Annotated in this window: 16 protein-coding genes; 2 read left to right on the top strand and 14 right to left on the bottom strand. The window is 60.5% G+C overall.

The window, feature by feature from the left end:
- The 14 genes from C470_RS15175 to C470_RS00370 form a co-directional block, all read right to left on the bottom strand.
- The coding region (locus tag C470_RS15175) for a DUF4365 domain-containing protein (protein WP_152418616.1) at positions 1–1,058 on the bottom strand (1,058 nt) is incomplete at its 3' end.
- A gap of 168 nt (positions 1,059–1,226) precedes the next feature.
- Positions 1,227–2,747, bottom strand: a complete 1,521-nt coding sequence (locus C470_RS00430) for a primase-associated protein (protein WP_008364417.1) — start codon at positions 2,745–2,747, stop codon at positions 1,227–1,229.
- Positions 2,744–3,628: a DNA primase-like protein gene (locus C470_RS00425; RefSeq protein ID WP_008364416.1), complete on the bottom strand. Its 885-nt coding sequence runs from the start codon at positions 3,626–3,628 to the stop codon at positions 2,744–2,746. The genes C470_RS00430 and C470_RS00425 overlap by 4 nt, the downstream gene beginning before the upstream one ends.
- Positions 3,625–7,449: a hypothetical protein gene (locus C470_RS00420; protein WP_008364415.1), complete on the bottom strand. Its 3,825-nt coding sequence runs from the start codon at positions 7,447–7,449 to the stop codon at positions 3,625–3,627. The genes C470_RS00425 and C470_RS00420 overlap by 4 nt, the downstream gene beginning before the upstream one ends.
- The gene (locus tag C470_RS00415) at positions 7,442–9,676 is read right to left on the bottom strand and encodes a VirB4 family type IV secretion system protein (RefSeq protein WP_008364414.1); all 2,235 of its coding nucleotides are present in this window, start codon (positions 9,674–9,676) and stop codon (positions 7,442–7,444) included. Before C470_RS00415 ends, C470_RS00420 begins: the two co-directional genes overlap by 8 nt.
- Complete coding sequence (locus C470_RS00410) at positions 9,660–10,781, bottom strand: hypothetical protein (RefSeq protein ID WP_008364413.1); 1,122 nt, start codon at positions 10,779–10,781, stop codon at positions 9,660–9,662. The genes C470_RS00415 and C470_RS00410 overlap by 17 nt, the downstream gene beginning before the upstream one ends.
- 6 nt (positions 10,782–10,787) lie before the next feature.
- Entirely contained in the window at positions 10,788–11,849 is a 1,062-nt protein-coding gene (locus C470_RS00405) for a hypothetical protein (protein WP_008364412.1), read from the bottom strand.
- A gap of 2 nt (positions 11,850–11,851) precedes the next feature.
- Positions 11,852–12,709 (bottom strand): hypothetical protein, encoded by an 858-nt coding sequence (locus tag C470_RS00400; protein ID WP_193365823.1) that lies wholly within the window; start codon positions 12,707–12,709, stop codon positions 11,852–11,854.
- Positions 12,706–14,439, bottom strand: a complete 1,734-nt coding sequence (locus tag C470_RS00395) for a hypothetical protein (RefSeq protein WP_008364410.1) — start codon at positions 14,437–14,439, stop codon at positions 12,706–12,708. Before C470_RS00395 ends, C470_RS00400 begins: the two co-directional genes overlap by 4 nt.
- 28 nt (positions 14,440–14,467) lie before the next feature.
- Complete coding sequence (locus C470_RS00390) at positions 14,468–14,887, bottom strand: hypothetical protein (protein WP_008364408.1); 420 nt, start codon at positions 14,885–14,887, stop codon at positions 14,468–14,470.
- A 6-nt stretch (positions 14,888–14,893) separates the two neighbouring features.
- Positions 14,894–15,172, bottom strand: coding sequence for a hypothetical protein (locus tag C470_RS00385; protein WP_008364407.1), 279 nt, complete (start codon positions 15,170–15,172; stop codon positions 14,894–14,896).
- Positions 15,173–15,380: 208 nt separating this feature from the next.
- Positions 15,381–15,563, bottom strand: a complete 183-nt coding sequence (gene xseB / locus C470_RS00380) for an exodeoxyribonuclease VII small subunit (RefSeq protein WP_008364406.1) — start codon at positions 15,561–15,563, stop codon at positions 15,381–15,383.
- Between the two features lie 2 nt (positions 15,564–15,565).
- Positions 15,566–16,618, bottom strand: coding sequence for an exodeoxyribonuclease VII large subunit (gene xseA / locus C470_RS00375; RefSeq protein ID WP_008364405.1), 1,053 nt, complete (start codon positions 16,616–16,618; stop codon positions 15,566–15,568).
- A gap of 75 nt (positions 16,619–16,693) precedes the next feature.
- Complete coding sequence (locus tag C470_RS00370; protein WP_004048632.1) at positions 16,694–16,861, bottom strand: DNA-binding protein; 168 nt, start codon at positions 16,859–16,861, stop codon at positions 16,694–16,696.
- Between the two features lie 135 nt (positions 16,862–16,996).
- Here C470_RS00370 and C470_RS00365 point away from each other — a divergent pair, with 135 nt between their 5' ends.
- A complete protein-coding gene (locus tag C470_RS00365) occupies positions 16,997–17,293 on the top strand; it encodes a helix-turn-helix transcriptional regulator (protein WP_008364404.1) in 297 nt (98 codons plus the stop codon).
- A 53-nt stretch (positions 17,294–17,346) separates the two neighbouring features.
- Positions 17,347–18,234, top strand: coding sequence for a hypothetical protein (locus tag C470_RS00360; RefSeq protein WP_049908468.1), 888 nt, complete (start codon positions 17,347–17,349; stop codon positions 18,232–18,234).
- Positions 18,235–18,263: the final 29 nt, after the last annotated feature.

Here is an 18,263-nt window from a genome sequence, read left to right as displayed (position 1 = left end):
TCATCTATCCAGAATGGCAGGTATTGATAGAACCCGTTTCTGAGCTCATCAAGAGTGTAAGTATCTTTGTCTTCTTCAAGTCCCAAAGGATCGTGGAATTCGTCCACGAATTCGAAAATGAATTCTCTGGCCAAATATCGGTTGACACCGTGAACCAGTAATTGGTCTTCCAGAAGGTCTTCTAATTTCCCGTGGACTTGTTTCCGAGCATACTCTTCAGGGCGATCCTGTATAGGATTCTCGGACATATGTGTGGTGGCGACCAAAGCCTCGTCCAGTTCTTGTAGGAGCGGTCCATCAGTTTCCTTAATCTGAATATCGTTTCTTTTCCAAGGAATAGGGTAGAGCCCGTAATGTACCGAATCTGTGTTGTATTTCTGGAGAGCTAGACCTATTTTCCAAGCATCCCCATAGAATCGGGTGTTTAGAACAGGAAGATCGTGCTTCACAAGCTGGTTGAATTCATCTAGGAATTTGTGTACTTCCTGGTAGAAATCACGTTCCTGACCTATTGCCGGATTCGCGTTCTTCCGTAGCTCTTCGTAGGCTGCTTGGTAATCGTCATTTCGAAGCACCGTATCCATTCTGTTTTCTGTGATTTCTCTCCATTTTGTGATATACGAGTTATCGTCACCATCAATTACTCTCTTCTCGCAGAAATGGACAGTTTTTGTTTTCTGGCCCTCATCGATATCGAGTTCCTCGACGAATTCAGAATCTATGTGCTGCCAGTAGGCGAGTTCTTCCTCAATATCTACAACGACTAGTAGGAATGGGGCCGGGTCAACGGTATAGTGGTTCAAGGTCTCAACATCGAATCGTTTCTTAGGTGAGTCACGGTTTCGGTCAGGCAGCTTCTTCACCTGCGCTAGGAGCTTCCCGTGGATTGAGTTGTCTTCATCGACCAAGTAGAGATCTCCATCGACTGCGGGGATTTTATCTCGCGTATTCGCATCAAACTTCACCTTCTCAGTGTTTAGAAGATAACTGAGGATATCGACGGCTTCTGTTTCGGCTGTATCGGTTTCTGGGAAACTAGCCGTTCGATCCTCCACCATTAGAGAATCCCTGCGTGGCGAGTGTTAAAATGGTAAGGGAACGAGAGGTGAGAAGTGATTATCTGTACTTCGCGATTCAACGCGATGGTCGATCCGCTCTCTCTATTCAGCAGAGTCGCCAAACCAATCACTCTCTAAGGGCTCCACAGATTCGGAGGAGTCTATGATTTAGAATTGCTCAGCGGGACCAGCTGATTCCTCTTCAACCTGCTCATACATCTCATCCGGGAACGGAAGACTGCCCCAGATCGAGTAGGGACACTGGTTTTGGCCGATACAGTAGCGCTGCAGATCGTCGTTATCGCAGTTCATCGGCAACGGCGTGTCCCCGTCGATCGTGTTCGAGAACTCGTAGCGGACCTGGTACTCGGTCTCCTGCTCGTCGTACCACGGCCACCGGGAGAAGACGTCTTTGAGGTCCGCGACGATCTCGTCGAGGCTGCTGTCCTGGTACTGCGGCAGCCACATCACCATCCGCGCGAAGTTATAGAGGTCCTTCCGGACGGGCTTCTTCTCGTGTAGCCGCTCCTCCATATTCGCCATACAGGGGAGTTCGAAGAGGTCCTCGATCTCTCGCACTTCGATCTGTTCGGCGCCGGTTCCGGCTCGCCCGATTCGGTACGTATTGACGCGCCCGTCGCGGTCGATGGTGACGGCCGAGTGGGACTCGTGGTCGGCCAGCGTCTTCGCGAGACTGCTCGGACTCGAAATCCAGTCCGTTACAGAGGATTCCCACTCGTCCTCGGCATCGTACGCTTCGACCGCTCGGTAGAGCTCCTTCGCCGTGTGGAACTCGCCCTTTTGCGCCACGTCATCGGGCGCGTCACTCAGGGCCCGCCGGAGGACGCGAATCGTCCGTTCTCCACGGTCCCAGTTCCGCCAGATTCGCTCGTGATGGCCGGTCTCGAGGAAGCGGTCGATCCGCTCCGTAATTGCCGACTCGTTCGTGGTTAGCCACGTCAGCTGGTCGTCAGAGAGTCCGTCTTCTTGCACCCGCAGGAGCTTCTTGAACGCCCGCTCAGCATAGTCCCGATACTTACTATCGAAATCACCGACCGGCACGTACAGGTTGTTGTCCTTCACTCGCGTCAGTATATCTCCGTCGTCACTCCCCCTCGCCGCATCGTTCTCCCGAACAAGGCATTTGCGTGACGCCGCCGCCATCGGGACTTCGAGGTACAGGCCATCCCCGAACTCCGGCATCTCCGTGATGCCCGTACAGACCCGACCCGGATGTGGGCCATCCTCCCCGGGTTCCTTGCTGTACAGCACGTCGGCGATGTCCTGCTGGAGTGACCCATCGCCGTGGGCGCGTATGAGGGAGGCGAGATTGTTGACGTACAACTCCCGGATGTCGTAGAGCACCTGGATGTTCCGTGGTGACGCGTGTTCGAACTTCGGGTGCTCTTTCACACAGATCGCACTCAACGTCGCGAGCACGGCGAGCGTCCCCGGCTCGTCGACGAACGGCTCCTCAGCGGCGTCGGCACGAACCTGCTCTTTGAACGCCGCCGTCCCGAACCGCTCGACGTCGTTCACGAGGTCCTCGGGTTGGTCCTCGCCGTCGACGACGTATCGGTTGTAGCCACGCGTAAACAGCTGGTTGATGCGGGTCTCACCGTACTCCAGCGGGAGTGCCGCAACTCGATATGCCATGTCCTCGTCGTCGGTGGGGGTGCTGGGGCTCATTCGTCGATCACCTCGGGTGTCGCCGACCGAACGTCGAACGCCGGACTCTCGATTGGTTGAACGATGCTACAGATGTCGGCGTGCAGCGAGTAGGGCAGGCGAGCGACACGTCGGCGGTCGGCCGTCACGACGGGGTCGATCGGGATGTCGTATGTCTCGAGGAGGAGGTCGTTCAACACCTCGCGACTCTGCTCGTCGTACCGGTGTGCCGGGTCGGTATCCAGGAGGTAGACGTGGACACCCTGCCCGCTGTACACGACCATCGTCTCCTCGGCGTCGAAATCGTCTTCAAAGATGTCGCGCACCTCGAACCCGTACTCGATGGCGCGGTCGACGTCTTCGAAGGCGTACGGATACCCCTCGGGAGCGGCGTCGAGGATACCCGTAGCGTCGAGGAGCGCATCGTCGTCCTGATCATCGACGGTCGCCGACACCATCTCGTCCGCTCGGTCTCGGGCGATCTCTTTCGCGTCGATGTCGACGAGGAGGACCCACGGCCGTTCCCAGTGATCCAGCGCGTAGTAGACGGCGTCGGGCCGTGGGTCCGGTTTCTCCAGCACCTCCGGATCAGCAAGCGCGAATTTGCTCCGGCCCAGCGGGTCGTTGCGAGCGGGGTGTCGAATGAACTCGATGACATCCTCGAAGTCGTCGAACTCGGGTGTCGTTCGGTCCCCCGACGCATCTGTTTGCCACGTATCCCGCCGGATGAAGTCCTTGGCCGGCACCTCGTCTTTGCGAACTGGGTGGGACTCGCGGAAGGCGACGGCGTACTGTTTCGGGCCGGTCGCCGTGATGAATTCCGGCAGGTCGTCCAGATAGCGGGGGAACTCCTCGGCGTAGTAGGCGTAAATCTCCTCGCGGGTCGCCTGTCGCCAGGTCATTGGTTGAGTTCTTGATCGAGATTTTTGAAGCCCCGAACGGTGGTCAGGCCCGCAGCATCGAACTCGCCGACGGCGTCTCTGATGGTCGCGAACGACCGTGCCGCCCGCCCGCTGATCCGCTCGTCGATCCGATCCGCATCGGCAAGGCTATCCAGGACATCGAGGGCCGTCTCGCGATTGTTGAAGGCCCAGATCGCGTCTGCGTCCACCGCGCTGAGTTTGTCGTAATCCTCGACCGGGGCGTGCCGGTTGTTACTTGCGAGCTCTGCTTCCCCGGCCCAGACGAGATCGCCGTCCTCGTCGAAGCCGGCCACGTCCAGCACCGTGCCGTCGTCGGTTTCGTAGTACGGTTCCACGCGACCGACGTCATCCCGCTGCTGGAGCCACAGCTCGAGGAGCCGGACGCCAACCTTGTGTGGCGTTTTCTCGCCGAGGTCGCCCGCTCCTGGTCCCGCTTTCAGTTCTCTCCCGAGGAGGTCTCGACCGTCCGGGAGGACGGTGTAGTACTTGCGCCCCGCCGCGGAGTCCGCTTCCAGGAGGTCCTGCTCCGTGAGCCGCTCCATATGGAGGTCGTCGTAATCGTCCCGAAGCTGACTCATCCTGTCCAGTAGCGTGTACTCGTCGTCCGCTCGGTTCATCACGTCGAGGACCCGATTCAGGAACCGGACGTCGTCACGGCTGAGCCCGCGTTGTCGGAGTTCGTCATCGGGGACGGGTACGCTGCTTTCCTGAACGGGCGTTGCCTCGTTCTCCGGCTGCGTTGCTTGGTCACCAGCTGGTTCCTCGTCCGTCTCGGTGGTCTGCCCGAACAGGGGGCTCATCGCTGCCTCGTCTCCATCTGGGTCGCTGTCCGTTGCGGGCTGGGTGGTCGATGTCGACGAGTCCTCGGTCGTCGATTCGCTGATGAACGCGGATTGCGTCGGGTCCGTTCCTGAGTCGCCGTCAGAAGCTGAGCCCGTCGTCTCAGCCCCCGAACTCCCCCAGCCAGTCTCCTCTGGGGCAGTGCTCGACTCAGTCGGTTCTGTCAGCCCGTACTGGGCCTGTGTACGCTCCATCATCCGTGGCCGGGACACGGACTCGAAATGGTCTTCCTGGGGCTCTGTGAGCGGCTGGTCGCTTTCTGGATGCCCCGGCGCAATCGGGAGCGGCTTCAACGAAAATGGCGGCGGCCCAGTCTCTCCGAACGACGGACTTGGGAGCTGTGCGATCCACTCGCCACTTGGGAGCGTGTTGATTCGGTTGCGGAGTTCGGTCGGGCTGAGGTCCTCGTGGGCAAGCGACTCCGCGAGGTCGCGTTCGATCGAGATGTTGCCAATGAGCTTCGTCTTAATGTTGTTCAGCACCTCGTCGTAGGCCCGCTCGTTCCGATTCCGCACCTGTTCGGGGAACTGCATCACGAGTCCCATACTCAGGCCGAACGACCGGCCCTGCGGCAGGAGCTGTTCGGAGACGAGCTTCGTCGACGCGACCGGCGCCGCCTCCTCGATGATGAGGTTCGTGAGCTTCTCGTAGTCGGTCTGGCCGTCGCGACGGCGCACCTGCACGGCGTCCCAGAGGTTGCTCAACAGCAGGAGTGTGATCGCTCGCTGTGCCTCCGGCCGAAGGTCGCCGAGGTCGAAGATGATGGTGGCGTCTTCATCGAGGAACTCGCGGAAGTCGAAGCGGTTGTCGACGTACTCCCCGGCGTCGTTCTGCTCGGGGACGTGGCTGAAGATCCGCCGGAGATGCGCGTCCTCTTTGAGCTTGTCGAGGCGGTTCCCGACGGCGTCCATCGACACCTGGAACTGGTGGTTGTCCTTCGCGAAGTGGCGCGTCAGCGATTCCTCGATGTTCTGGTTGTCCGCCGAGACCGGGGGAATCGTCTGGTCGCGCTGCATCCGGAGGGCAGCAGCGAAGAGGTCGTCCAGCCCGAACACGTCGCTCCCGTACTCCTCGTCGAACAGCGCCTTGATCAGATAGCTCAGAATCTCGTTCGCGACGAACGCCTGGCCGTACTGCTCACGGCCCATAATCATCCGGAGGATGTCGTGGAAGTGGTCGACCTTGTCTTGAATCGCGTCCTCACGGTTGCGGCCCGCTTCGAGCGCGGGGCGGATGTCGAAGAACGAGAACGCGGGGATGGTCTCCGGGACGCGGAAGTGGTAGACGTCGTCGAGGCCCCCAAATCGTTCGTAGTGGCAGCGCAGGTAGTTCTCACACATCCCGTCTCCCTTCGGGTCGACGAGGACGACGGGGCCACCAGTCGACTCGCGAAGCGAAAGGGCGTCGTTGATGATGGCCTTCGACTTCCCGCCGCCCGTCGACGCGAACCGGCCGTAATGCGTCGGCAACAGGTCCGGCGGAATCCGGATGGGGTCCGGCTGTGGCTCACCGTTCTCGTCGAGCGCGTAGCCGATGGCCATCCCGTCCTGGAACTGCTGGATCAGATCCGGATTGGGCCACGGGAGCGGGTTCCGACTCTGCTGTTCGGCCCTCGTTCCCCGCGTCCCTTCGACGGTCAACTGTTCGGAGGAGGGGACGAGGACGAAGTTCGCGAGCTCCGTCCCGCTGAGGACCAGCTCGGGGCGGGTCTTCCCTCGTCCCGTCGTCAACTCGCGATTGAGGAGGCGCTGGAGAGCGGCCCGTGCCTTCTTCTCCTTCGTCTTCTCACGGAAGCCACTGTCCCGGAGGCGTTGCCCCTCGACCTCGTAGAACGGCCCATCAAGCGGGTCGAACACGGGGAGGAGCGAGTCCATCCGGGCATCGAGTTCGTCGCGGGTGTCGTCGGTGGGGACGCCGACGGCCCGGATGTTGACCGTGAACGACCGTTTGGCGTTCTTCGCATCGATGTACTCGATCCGCTTCTCGACGGCCTCGCTGAGCTGCCGGTCGTCCTGGTCGCTCCGTTGCTCCTCGACTTCGAGTAGCGACCCGACGACTTCCTGGAAGAACGTATCCCTGCCGTCGACGAGGTCCTCTTTCCGCACCTCCGCGTCGGACTGCCAGCTGGCACGCCGTTGGAAAACGACCTGGAACGCGGTCGGCGCTGTCGCCTCCATCAGATGGTCGATCAGCGACGCCAGCGCCGCGCCGGGCTCGTCGACGGTCGAGAGGTCGCCGTTCGTTTCCTCCGCTGTGAACGGCGTCAGCGAGGTCATCCAGTCCTGCTTCCGCGACGCGGCGCCACACCACCGGACACCGAGCGGCGAGACAGCATCCTGTGCCGGGCGAGCCAGAATCGTTCCCACCGGTGTCATCGTCGGCTTCTCGATGGCCCGTCGCTCTTCCTCGTCGTCTGGAAGTGCATCGGGCGGCGCTAGTTCGAGGGCTGAGTCCCCGACAGTCACGTGATGATCGGGGACGCTCGTGGCTGCCGTACCGCCGTCGACAACGGGGCCTGCTTCGGCTGACTCGGAGTCCACTGATTCCTCGTCGACGATGTCGTACTGTTCTGCCGGGCCAAACTCGTACTGCAGCCGCCCGGCCTCGTAGTGGTCGACGAATTCCTGCGGTGTGAACTCGACTGGCTGAATGAGCCGAGCGGCGACGTCGACGTCGACGCGCTCGATGTCGAACGTGCTTGGATAGATGGAGCGGAGGCGCTTCTCAACCGTGTCGAGGTGCGCATCAGCCCCGTAGAAGAACTCTACTGGGTCGTCCGGGCCATCACTGATCGCGAGGAACTCGAACCGGGGTGGTGTCTCACTGTGGAGTGGGTTCAGCTTCGCCCCGAGACCCGACGAGCCGGGCGTGGTCAGCTTGTGGAGGCTGTGGAGGACTCGGGGGATACTCTCCGGATCGAGTCGCTCGGATGTCGGCGTAACGCGCAGGTACTCAGCCATCGTTGGTCCCCTCCGTCGACCCGCCGTCTGGCTCAGCTTCGACGGCGTCTGATTCCTCGCTCGATCCGCTCGTTTCGTTCGTTCCGTTCGTTGCTCGATGCTCGAGCTCTTCCTGGAACTTCTCCATCTCGGTATCGACGGCGTCGTCGCCGGCGCCGGGCAATGAGGACCGAACTTGGGAGGTCGGGTCAAAGTCGATGACCTGCTTCTCCTTGGGCATCGCTTTGACCTGGATGCCGCGCCACTCGCCGTCGACGCCTACCAACGCCTCGGAGAAGCCGGCGTCCTCGTTGCCCGGCACGGCGTCCTGGACGAACCGCATCTGCGCGTAGTTCAGCCCGAACTCGTCGGCCCACTCCTCGTCCATCCCGTCGAGGCGGTGGAACTGCTTGACCGCACACTGATCCAGGATCGCCTCGGATTCGGCGTGCTCGAAGAACTCGTCGACGGTCTGCGTGACCAGCCGGATCGAGAGGTCGTGGTGCCGGTGGTGGCGGAACACCGTTTCGAGGAACGCCAGGCTCGCGGCGTCCTGCATGATGTAGCGTGCCTCGTCGATGTAGAACACGACCTCCTTCTCCGAGACTTTCGCCCGCTCGTACACCAGCGAGATCAGGAGCTGCATCGTCAGCGCCGTGCTGCTGTCGACGCTGCCCTCCTGCTGAGCGAGGTCGAGGTAGATGACCTTCTCGTCGCGAATGTCGAAGTCGGACTCTTGGCCGAGGTTGGCGTGGCGACCGTCGTCCTCGAAGGGCCGAAGCTGATCGAGGAGCCACGTCGCGTCCTCTTTGATCTTCCCCGCCTCCTCGTCGGACCGGACGACGAACTCCTCGGGGTCGTCAACGATGTCCTCGAAGACGTCCATCATATCCTGAATCGTCGGGCTCGGGTTGTCGTGTGTGGAGATGTCGTCGGTGATGCCGTTGCGCTTGTACGCCCGCTTGAGCCCGAGTTCCAGCGTCGTCCGCCGGTCACCCAGCGAGATGCCGCGAAGCGCGAAGAAGTTCGTGAGGAAGCTCATCGCGTCGTCGAGCTTCTCGTTGAACGGGCTAGCGTCTTCGCCCATCGCCCGCTGGACGTGTTCGGGCGTCTCCCGAATCTCCAAGGGGTTCAGGCCGAGCGTCCCGCCGACCGTGATGCGTTTGGCGTCAAGCGCTTCGGCGACCCCCGCCCAGTTGTTCAGCGGCTCGAGGATGATGCCGATACGGTCCTTGCTCTGCTCGATGGAGCGGATGAAGTTCTGCTTCGAACTGAACGACTTCCCCGACCCCGTGTCGCCGACGGTGAACATCGCGTAGCCGTTGTCCCGCGCGAACGGGTCGATGACGACCGGACTCTGGTTGTCCTTGTGAATCCCGAACTCGACGCCACCCTCCTCGAGGATCGTCGCGTTGTGCGGCGAGGACAGCAGCGCGCCGACGGCGCCGCCGAGCGCAATCGACGTCCGGCCGAACTCGTTGTCGCCGATGGGTGCGGCGGACTGAAGGGCGAGATCCTGGCGACAGATCGCCGTCTTCGGCGTGAGGTTCGCCGGATCGTCGCGGAGTGCGCTCTTGACCTTCTGGACGGCGTCGCGGAGGTCCTCCTTCTCGTCGGCTCTGACCGTGATGAACATCCCCTGGTCGAAGACGTTCGCGCCGTTCTCGACGGCCTTGTACGTCGCTGCGGCCTCGTTGGCGCGTTCCTGTAGGTAGGCACTCCGCACGCTCTGTTCGAGGTCAGCGTCCACCTGAAGGTCGTCAGCGATATCCTGCAGTTCGTTCCGCGCCCGTTCCTGGTTCTTCGGCGTAATGTGGGCCGTCAGGTCGAACTGCACGTCGGTCATCTCGAAGAGCTCGGAGAGGTAGCCGTCGTTGGGGTAGTCCGGGTAGTCAGCGATGTACAGCGTTGTCGTCCACTGTTCGCCGACCCGTGCCGCGCGCGTCTCCCACTCGATCGCCGCCGGCGCCGTCACCGTCTTGTGTGACTCGGCAATGTCGTCGAGGAGCTGGCGTTCGGCGGCGCCCTGTTCGATGGTCTCCTCGTCGAGGAGGTCCGAGAACTCGACCTCTTCCTCGTCGTCTTCGGTGTACCAGTCCCAGAGGAGTTTCCCGCCGATACCGACCAGTACCGCGAACAGGATGTAGAGGGCCGCCCCTTCAGCTGAGGTCGGATTCGTGAGCCACTCCGTGAACTGGCTGACGGCGCCGCTGCCCGTCTGGAGGACGAGGTTACGCATCGTGGGCATCCTCCCGGCGCGAGTGGCCGATGATGGGTTGTTCGCGAACGATGCGATCGGCTTCGTCGTAGTCGTGTTCGCGGCCGTTCCAGAAGTCCATATTCAACACGAAGAGTTCGACCGTGCTGAGCCGCCGAGCAGACCACCCTGAGGCCTGCTGGATAAACTCCGACCGCACGTCGTTGACTCGGCTGTCCAGCTTCTCGAACATCTGTGCGCGGCGCTCGACGTCGGTGAGGTCCTCGCGGCGGGTCACGAACGGGTTGAACAGGAACCCGATGACGGGGAACTGCGTCAGCTTCTCGGCCGGCGTCCCCTCGTCTCGGAAGCGGTCATAGACCTCCAGCGGGGTGACTTGGACGCCGATGTAGTACCGCATCTGCTGGATGCCCCGTTCGCGCATCTCCTTCGGCCGCGTCTCCCGATACTCCTCGAGGAGTTCCCGGAAGATGGGGTTCTCTTTGACGTCCTCGTCGTTCAGGCGGTCTTCGATGTTCTCCGTGATCTGTTCGACTGGGAACGAGCGGGTCGTGGCGTGGAGTTTGAGCTTCGAGTCCAGTTCCTTGTTGGCGAACTCCTCGCCGGCGTCCTGAAGCTGTGCCCAGTCGTCGGACATCGCGAAGTCCATGTTGCCGGGGTCGATCTCGATGAACGCCTCCATCGTGCCGTCCGCGCGCTGGATCGCGCCAGCGCCCGGCCACGCCCGTTCTATGTTCGTGAGGTCCTGCGTCCGCTCGTCGGGCTTGAACGGCGTGTAGTTCGCGAGCCCGCCCTCGTTGCGCTCTGTCTCGTTGGTACTACTGTCGGCCTCCTCCGGGGCACTGAACGTGATCTGGGGGCGCTTGACGTAGCGATAGACGTCTTTCGTCCACGTCCACGCGTTGAGGTGGTCGGGCGAGACGTAGACGATCGCGACGCCGAACCCGAAGCCACCTGCGACGAACGGCAGGGCGAGTGATTCGATGCCGGTGAGGCCGGCGATGAACAGGCCGACGATCGGGAAGGCGATCAGGACGCCGACGTCGCCTTCCTCGATGTTGAGGTAGGGGATGCGACTCTCCTCACCGAACTGGTCCATGATGCGCCGTGCGGCTGCGTCTTCGTCGATGGACATGGATTGTTAGTATCCTCCAGGGTCGTTCTCGGTCCGCCGGTAGGACGGCGTCCCGCCGTCTTCGTCGCTGTTCGCGCCACGGGCTGCAGCTTTCTGCGCCACAGCATGTCCCGCTGCAGCCTTCGGTCCCCATCGGGCCGCCGTCGTCGCGACGCCGGCGCCGCCGATGTAGGCCCCAGCGGCGACACCGCCGACGAGGGCCGCTCCTTTCGTCGCACCACCGAGAACCTTCGCCGTCAGTGGGGTTGCGTATTTGAACGTCTTCCAGGTTAGGTAGAGTGCGATCAGCGGGAGCGATGCCGCGACTAGATACCGCAAAAACGGACTACTCGGAGCGATGGCGTTCTGAGAGTACAGCAAGTCGTATCCTTTGAACACCACCGCTGCAGGTAGAGGCAGGACCGCTAACGGGACGAATTTCTTACTGAACCCCATCGCGATATCCGAGAGCACGGGGACGTTTCCGTAGGCCAGCGCGAACGCAATCGGCATCCCATACACGTAGACGTAGAGCAAGACTTCGCGAATGTAGTAGAGTGCCTCCAAAGCCCACATTGAGAGTCCTCCAATCAGTGCGAATACGAGTGAAAGCCCAGGGTTTGTGATTGAGACTTCGAGCAAGTTGAGCATCGCATCGCCCAGCGAACCCAGACTCGGCATCAGAGCGATAGTGAACCCGTCCACGATGTAGAGTCCAAGAATACTGACCCAGTACCAGCTGATAATCAGAAACGCGCCGACCCAAGCTGTTTTCTTGGTGCGCCTGGCCTCGTATGCACTTCCAATATTGAATATACGGATTGTGTGACGGCCCTGAACGCACATCACGAGGAGCAGCAGCGAGATCAACATGATCTCTCCACCGACAAGCGCCTCCTGAATTGACGGCCAAGGAGCATTACTGGGCTCTCCGAAGACGAATGCACCATCCGTCTCCGGCGTTGGTGTCCCGAACATCTCCTCGGTGAGGGTCTCATAGCCGGAACGCAGGCCGTCCATGAAGAGGCCGACAATCCAATCGACGACCTCTTTGAATCCCTCAAGGACGACGTCGATTAGATCAACCATGGTTAAGCCTCACTGATGGAAATTTCGCAGTTATCGGTTTCTTGAGAGCCTGAATACTGGATACTGTACGTTTTGGTGACTCGGTCCCCGCCAACTCGTGTCTCGAGTATTAGTTCAAACTCGCCAGTCTTCGACTCCTCCGAACAAGACGTGCCTGCTCCAGGAACGAAAGCGAACGGCGAGCGTGAACTATAGAGCGTAATTTGCTCCCCCGGGCCGATAATGACCTGCTCAATCTCAGAGTCGGACTCCGGGTCGTAAATCCCGCTTACGTCTTCATCATCGACATAGTTCGTCCCCTCTTCGTCGGACGGATAGGGGACATCACCAATGAAGAGCAATTTTGTAACTGCATCAGGGCCAGTCCCCTGGTTTTCGAGGGTGACGAAGGCCTCCTCTTCAATTTCGCTTTCTGGTCCATCCCACATCTCTTCAGGCTGGTTTCTACCGATGCCCATCTCGATGATCCCGAGGTTTGGCTGGACAGAATGCGAGCTTTCACCGACTGTTTCCTCACCGCTGAGGGCTACTATTTCGTACTCGCCAGGAGCGTACGCTGTGCCGAGGTCAAATGAGACTTGCTGGGAACCTGCAGCGACCTCCCGCTGTCCGAACAGTTCGCCGTCCGGTTGGATGAGGTTGATTTGGTCGAACTCCGAGTCCGAATCGAACTGGACGATGAGTTCTGTTCCTTCGACAGTCACTTGCCGGAACACACCAGATCCGCCTCCTGGACTTGAACTACCATTAGGACCGGTGCTTCCGTTGCCATCCAGACAGCCGGCCACGCTCGCGAGAGCGGCGCCGGCAACTGTTCGGAGGGCGGTCCGTCTACTGAGGTGGGGATTGTCCTGAGTCATGGGTTTTGTCCGAAGATGTCTTCTGGGCCGAGCATCCGCAGGAGGCGCTTGCCAGCGTAGAACATCACGAAGAACGGCAGGAGCTGCCAGCCGACCTCGAACACCAGTGCAAACCAGCCGTCGATCGTCCCGAGTGGGTGCCAGCGGGCCGTCGCGGTATCGCTCACGTACGCCGGGTCGTGACCGAGCCACGAGCCCGGATGGTACCGAACCGTGTAGATGCCCGGTTCGTTGATGGTCACGATCGCCACCCCGGAGGCGTTGGTCTCGACGCGCTGATCCGCGACCGTGATGTACCCGTTTCGGCTGGTGCCGCCGATTGGATACTGACGGCTATCGTCGAGCGCAATCGGCGCACCAGTTTGATTGTCCCGGAGTTCGACCCTAAGCGTCGCTTGCGACTGATTCTGTTGGATGACCTCGACAGTGAGATTGCTGCGGCGGAGCTGCCGCTCGGAGCCGGCATCCGGCTCGACGATTGACGCATTCACGCCCCGGACGATTCCCGCAACATGGAGCGCCTCTCGATCGACGTTCTCAGCTCGAACGGCGACGCCGTACGTCGTCGTGTACGACTGGTTGACGATGTCGATATTGATGTTCTCACCGATGGTGCCGACTGGTGACGGGCGGTCAGTCCCCCAGATCTCGATGAGTTCCGGCACGTCTCGAACCGGCTCGGCACGCGGCCCGATCCGCGAAGGATAGGCATGGACGTACACCGGAATCGCGTCTGACTCGACGGTGGCGCTATCCGTGCGATTCGACCGGACGAGCGTGTCCCAGTTGGTGTTCCGAGCGGTGTAGAACCGCCAGATGCCACGGACCCGTGCCTCACCGTCATCCGTAAGCGTGTACCCCTGCCATGGCCGCGACTGGAAGATGGCCACGCCGGCGTCGCCGTTCGGATACTCGGCATAGTAGGGGTACGCCGAGAGGTCGTAGATCTCGACGGCGATCGAATCGGAGACGTTCCGTGTTTCCGTCCGATAGGTGACGTCGACGTCCGTCCGGTCACCCAGGTCGGTTCTGACGGTTTTCTTCAGCCGGACGCCAATCTCCGCTTCCAGCGTGAGATTCGCACTCCAGTCGTCCTCGATCTGGTAGTCGAGGGCAGGCGTATGGCCCCCGTCACGCTCGGCGATGGTCTCGCCGTCCTTCTTCAACCGGACTTCTTCGATCTCGTGCTCCGTGAGCGACCACGAGATAGTCGTGTTGCCGGAGGAACTCCCGTTGGGGACGCGAACGCGGTAATCAACGAACCCGCGCATCGTCCCATTCGGTGCGATGTACAGTGGGGTTTCACCGGACTCGAGGTGTCCACGAGTAGAGGGCTGGACCGCGAAGATCGTCGCGTGAGCATCCTCGATGAAGACGCCGTCCTCGAGGTCTGCGTGCGGTGGATGTACGGACGTATCTGGGCCACCGGCGTCGAGGTCCTCAAAGTCGTTCCGCGTCCACGTCGCCGCGGTCGCGGGCGGGCGTTTGAACGTGACGTCGGTCCCGTTCGCGACCTGATGGACGGCGGAGCGATTCTCGCCGTAGCGCTGGCGGTACTCCTCTTGCGTGATGTAGTTGTCCGCATCCCGAGACCACAGCGTTGCCGACTCGTTTTCCGTGAGCCCGTTCCCCTCCGTACCCGGTCGCGGTGGGTCAGCGGCGACGATACCCGTGACTAGGCTCGTCGCGAGCAAGCCGGCCATGAGCACGGAGAGCTCTCGATGGTTCATAGGGCTCGCAACGGGGACTGCGGAGTGGTTACCAGGGGACGAGGTCGACGCACTGCGCCAGCGGGAGGCCCATCATCGACCCGGCGACGGTGTATAGCGGGCCGAGGACGACGAGGACGACCGCGGACTTCATCGCCGACCGTTTGTGGCGTTTGAGGCCCTTCTTCTGCTCGGGATTGAGGGTGAACATCTCGATGAGGGAGTCAGCCTGCCAGACGATGGCGAGGCCGACGATCCCCAGCGCGGTGGTCAACTGGAAGAACCCCTCAATCATACTCGGGAGGTTGTCTGCGCTACAGACCGCGTTACTCTGGGCGGCGACCGGCTGGACAGCGAACAGGCTCAGGAGGACGACGGTGAGCGCTGCCTGCCGAGGGATCTTCCCGGTCAGCGGTGACTGGTTTTCGACGCTACGCTCAGGGTCGGAGGGAGTCTGGTCCTGTGACATAGCGGGTTAATCATCGGTGGCGTCTCCAGCCGTTGGCTGGTTCTGCTGCTCTTCGACGAGCGACTGGAGGTCGTCGAAGCGGTTGGTGTCTTCTGCGATCTCTTCGAGCGTGTAGCCCTGCTCGCGGGCCCGTTCGAGGAGGTCGCGGAGTTCATCGGGGTCAACACCGCGGACTTCCATTTCCTCGCGGAGGGCGCGGCGATAGAGGGCGGAGGCGTTGATGTGGTCGTTCCACATCAGGTACAGGTCATCGATGTCCTCGATGGTGACTGACCTCGTAATCATACATGCGGGTATGGGTATGCACCGGCTGAGTCCCGGTACATATTGGCGCGGTAGCTGGATGATACCTAAATGCTTTCTGGCCAGCAATAACTGCAAATTTGTTGAGTAAATTATAACCAAGTTACTTGTTGCCCTCGTAGAAAAGACTTAACCAACACCTGCCGAGTACGGTGGGGAGTCTGTTGGTTAAGACCGAGAATCAGCTCGCTTACTCGAGCTCCACAACTTCGCCGCTTCCCTCGTCGAGGATCTCTCGAACTTCGGCCAAGAGTTCCTTCCCTTCCTCGTGGAGGGCTGTACCTTCATCGAGGTCGCATTCGTCCGCGTCGAGCTGTTCAATGATCTCCTCGACGCGACTCAGTCGATCGTGGATTTCGGAGTCATTTGCCACGGTTAGATCACCCCCAGCCAAAGCCCGGTGATGACCAGCAACAGCAACAGCAGCACAGCGATCGCGACCTTGTAGTAAATCGGTGGGAGGCCCTCGGGTGCGGGCGCTTCATCGACTGCCTCGGCGAGCTCCTGTTCGTGTTCGTGCTCCTGCTGGAAGGTCTCGTACGCGGCATTGAGCTGTTGTTCCAGCGGCTCGATCTTACTCGCAAGGAACTCTTGGCGGGAGTTCACGATATACTCGCCGGCGGCGGTCGGCGTGATCGTCGCGACGTCCGCCACCTGATCCGCGATGAGTCGGTCATCGGTGTGTCCAATCGCGGTGACCACCGGGGTATTGGCGGTGAAGATCGCCTCCGCGACCCGCTCGGTGTTGAAGGCCTGGAGGTTCGAATCGCTCCCACCGCCCCGACCGACGATGATTGCGTCGACGTCCTCCGAGCGGTCGAGATGGTGGATGCCGTTCGCGATGGACGTCGGCGCCTCCGACCCCTGGACGGTTGCGTCCTTCACCAGGATGTCGACGGTGGGGTCCTGTCCGTGGATCGCGTTCTGGATGTCGTATCGGGCGTCTCCTCGAAGGGACGTGACGACGCCGACCCGCTCCGGGAACGCCGGCGGTTGCTGTTTCTGCTCGTCGTCGAACCAGCCACGCTCTTCGAGTTCGCTTCGCAGTCGCTCGACGGCAGCCGCCTGGTCGCCGTCGCCGACGACGATCACGTCCCACGGTTTGAGGTCGATTTTCCCACCCTCGACCCAGTAGTCGATATCGCCCTCGAGGATGACTTCGGTCCCGTCCTCGAGGTCGGCGTCCATCTCCCGGTAACGGTTCGCCCAGATCATACAGGGGAGTTCGGCGTCGCCGTCGGTCAGCGTGAAGTAAAGCGCCGTACTGTTCTTGTGGAGGTCAGTGACCTCCCCGATACAGCGGACGCCGTTGAGGGCAGGCGTGTTCTGGACGACCGACGCGATCCGGTTGTTCAGCTGGGACACGCTAAGGACCTCTCTCGCATCGGGTTCGACCGCCTGCCGTTCGGTATCCGGTGCGTCCGCCATTTCCGTTTTCTAACTTCTGAACAGGAACCTCAAAAAGCTACGTTCGAGTGCCGGGGTTGGCTGCGTTACGCAGGCCTACAGGTCGCGGGGCTGGACCGTCTTCCGGTCGTTGGCCTCAGCACGCTCTGCGGCGTCGTCGAGCAGTTCGGCGACCTCTTCGTTGAGGGCGTCGTAGAAATCTGCCGAGACGTTGTGGTCCGAAAGTGCGTCCTTCACGGCTGCTTTGACGATGAGGTCAGACATTCCATCGCGGACTTCTCTTGTCCACCATATAAAGGTTCGAAGTTTCTCACGTAGTCTTCCTAACCAGTCACGCCGAATTCGTCTCTGAGTACCAGAGAGAACATATGCCACCCCTCAAAAATAGGGAACAGGCAGATGCACGATCTAACTGGGTTCCAGCGGGATATCTTGTACGTAACCGCCGGGCTCGAGGAACCACACGGGCTCGCAATCAAAGACGAACTCGACGACTATTACGAGCAGGAGATCAATCATGGCCGCCTCTATCCGAATCTCGACGATCTCGTCAACAAAGGACTGCTCGAGAAAGGTGAACTCGACAAGCGGACTAACGTGTACACGGTCACGCAACGCGGATTGCGGGAGATCGAGGCGCGACGTGAGTGGGAAAGTCAGTATTTAGAAGACATGAACGTACCCGCTACGTCGTAGGATCATTATAAAAGCGGGACTGCTTTACCCACTTCCCACGAATACACAGTAAGATGGCTCGGCTCGTCTTCTATCACCACCCACAGGCCGAGAATTTCTCACTCAAATATAGCTCGGCATCGATAGCAGAAATCCAGTCTCAGCGAGAGCAATCCGACGAGTCGACAAAACTCATCGGGTACCCCTTCGAAACACCGGTCTATGTCCTCTACGAAGGCGATTCAGAGATCGAATCAGCCCATGACATCGACTTCGATCAGGAATGGTTGAGCGACCGTATTCGTGACCTCCCCCGTGCTGGGCAAGTTGTCGCATTCCGATTAGTGGAATTGCTCGAGGCAGCTGTCGATGTTCGAGAGGAGGATGAGTTTCGGCTCTACAAGGAGTTCGAACCGCAAAAAATCCAGCAGGCACTCGATCACGTCTCCTGGGGAGCCCCACTTCCGACCGTCGCTGGAGAGGTGATGTCGAATTTGATTCTCCGACATTCCCTCCCGAATGCGAATCATCGAACTGGCATCGCTATGCTGCAGTTCTGTATTGAGAGTGTGGACTCGGATTTTGCGATGCCACGAACACACGTCGACGACGATACCTGGCGAGAGTGGGTCGACCCCTACATCGTCGACTCCAAGCGGCTCATCACGGTCCGCCGGAACAACCTCCGTTTCAAGCAACTCGAAGACCTGGATGTCGACCTCGTCGAACGGAAAGATGGGATCCAAATTCGATTAGCCGAATTCGAGCTGGATATGCACTGGCGAGAAGCCCTTTCGAAGTACGCTGGGCAGCATGAATCCCACTGTACGGACTTCGGACAGGCAGTTCTCGAACGAGCAGAACGGGACGATCTACTCGACCGTCAAGGACCAACGAAACAAGAGTTCATCACGTATCTGGAGAACGGGCTCGTCGAACGGGACTTCAGAGAAATGTTCTGATCAGTCGCGAAGCTCAGCGACCGACTGTC

It is taken from the genome of Halorubrum distributum JCM 13561 (genome assembly GCF_000337395.1).
Classification (GTDB): Archaea; Halobacteriota; Halobacteria; order Halobacteriales; family Haloferacaceae; genus Halorubrum; species Halorubrum distributum.
This window is presented reverse-complemented; position numbering and strand designations above follow the sequence as displayed.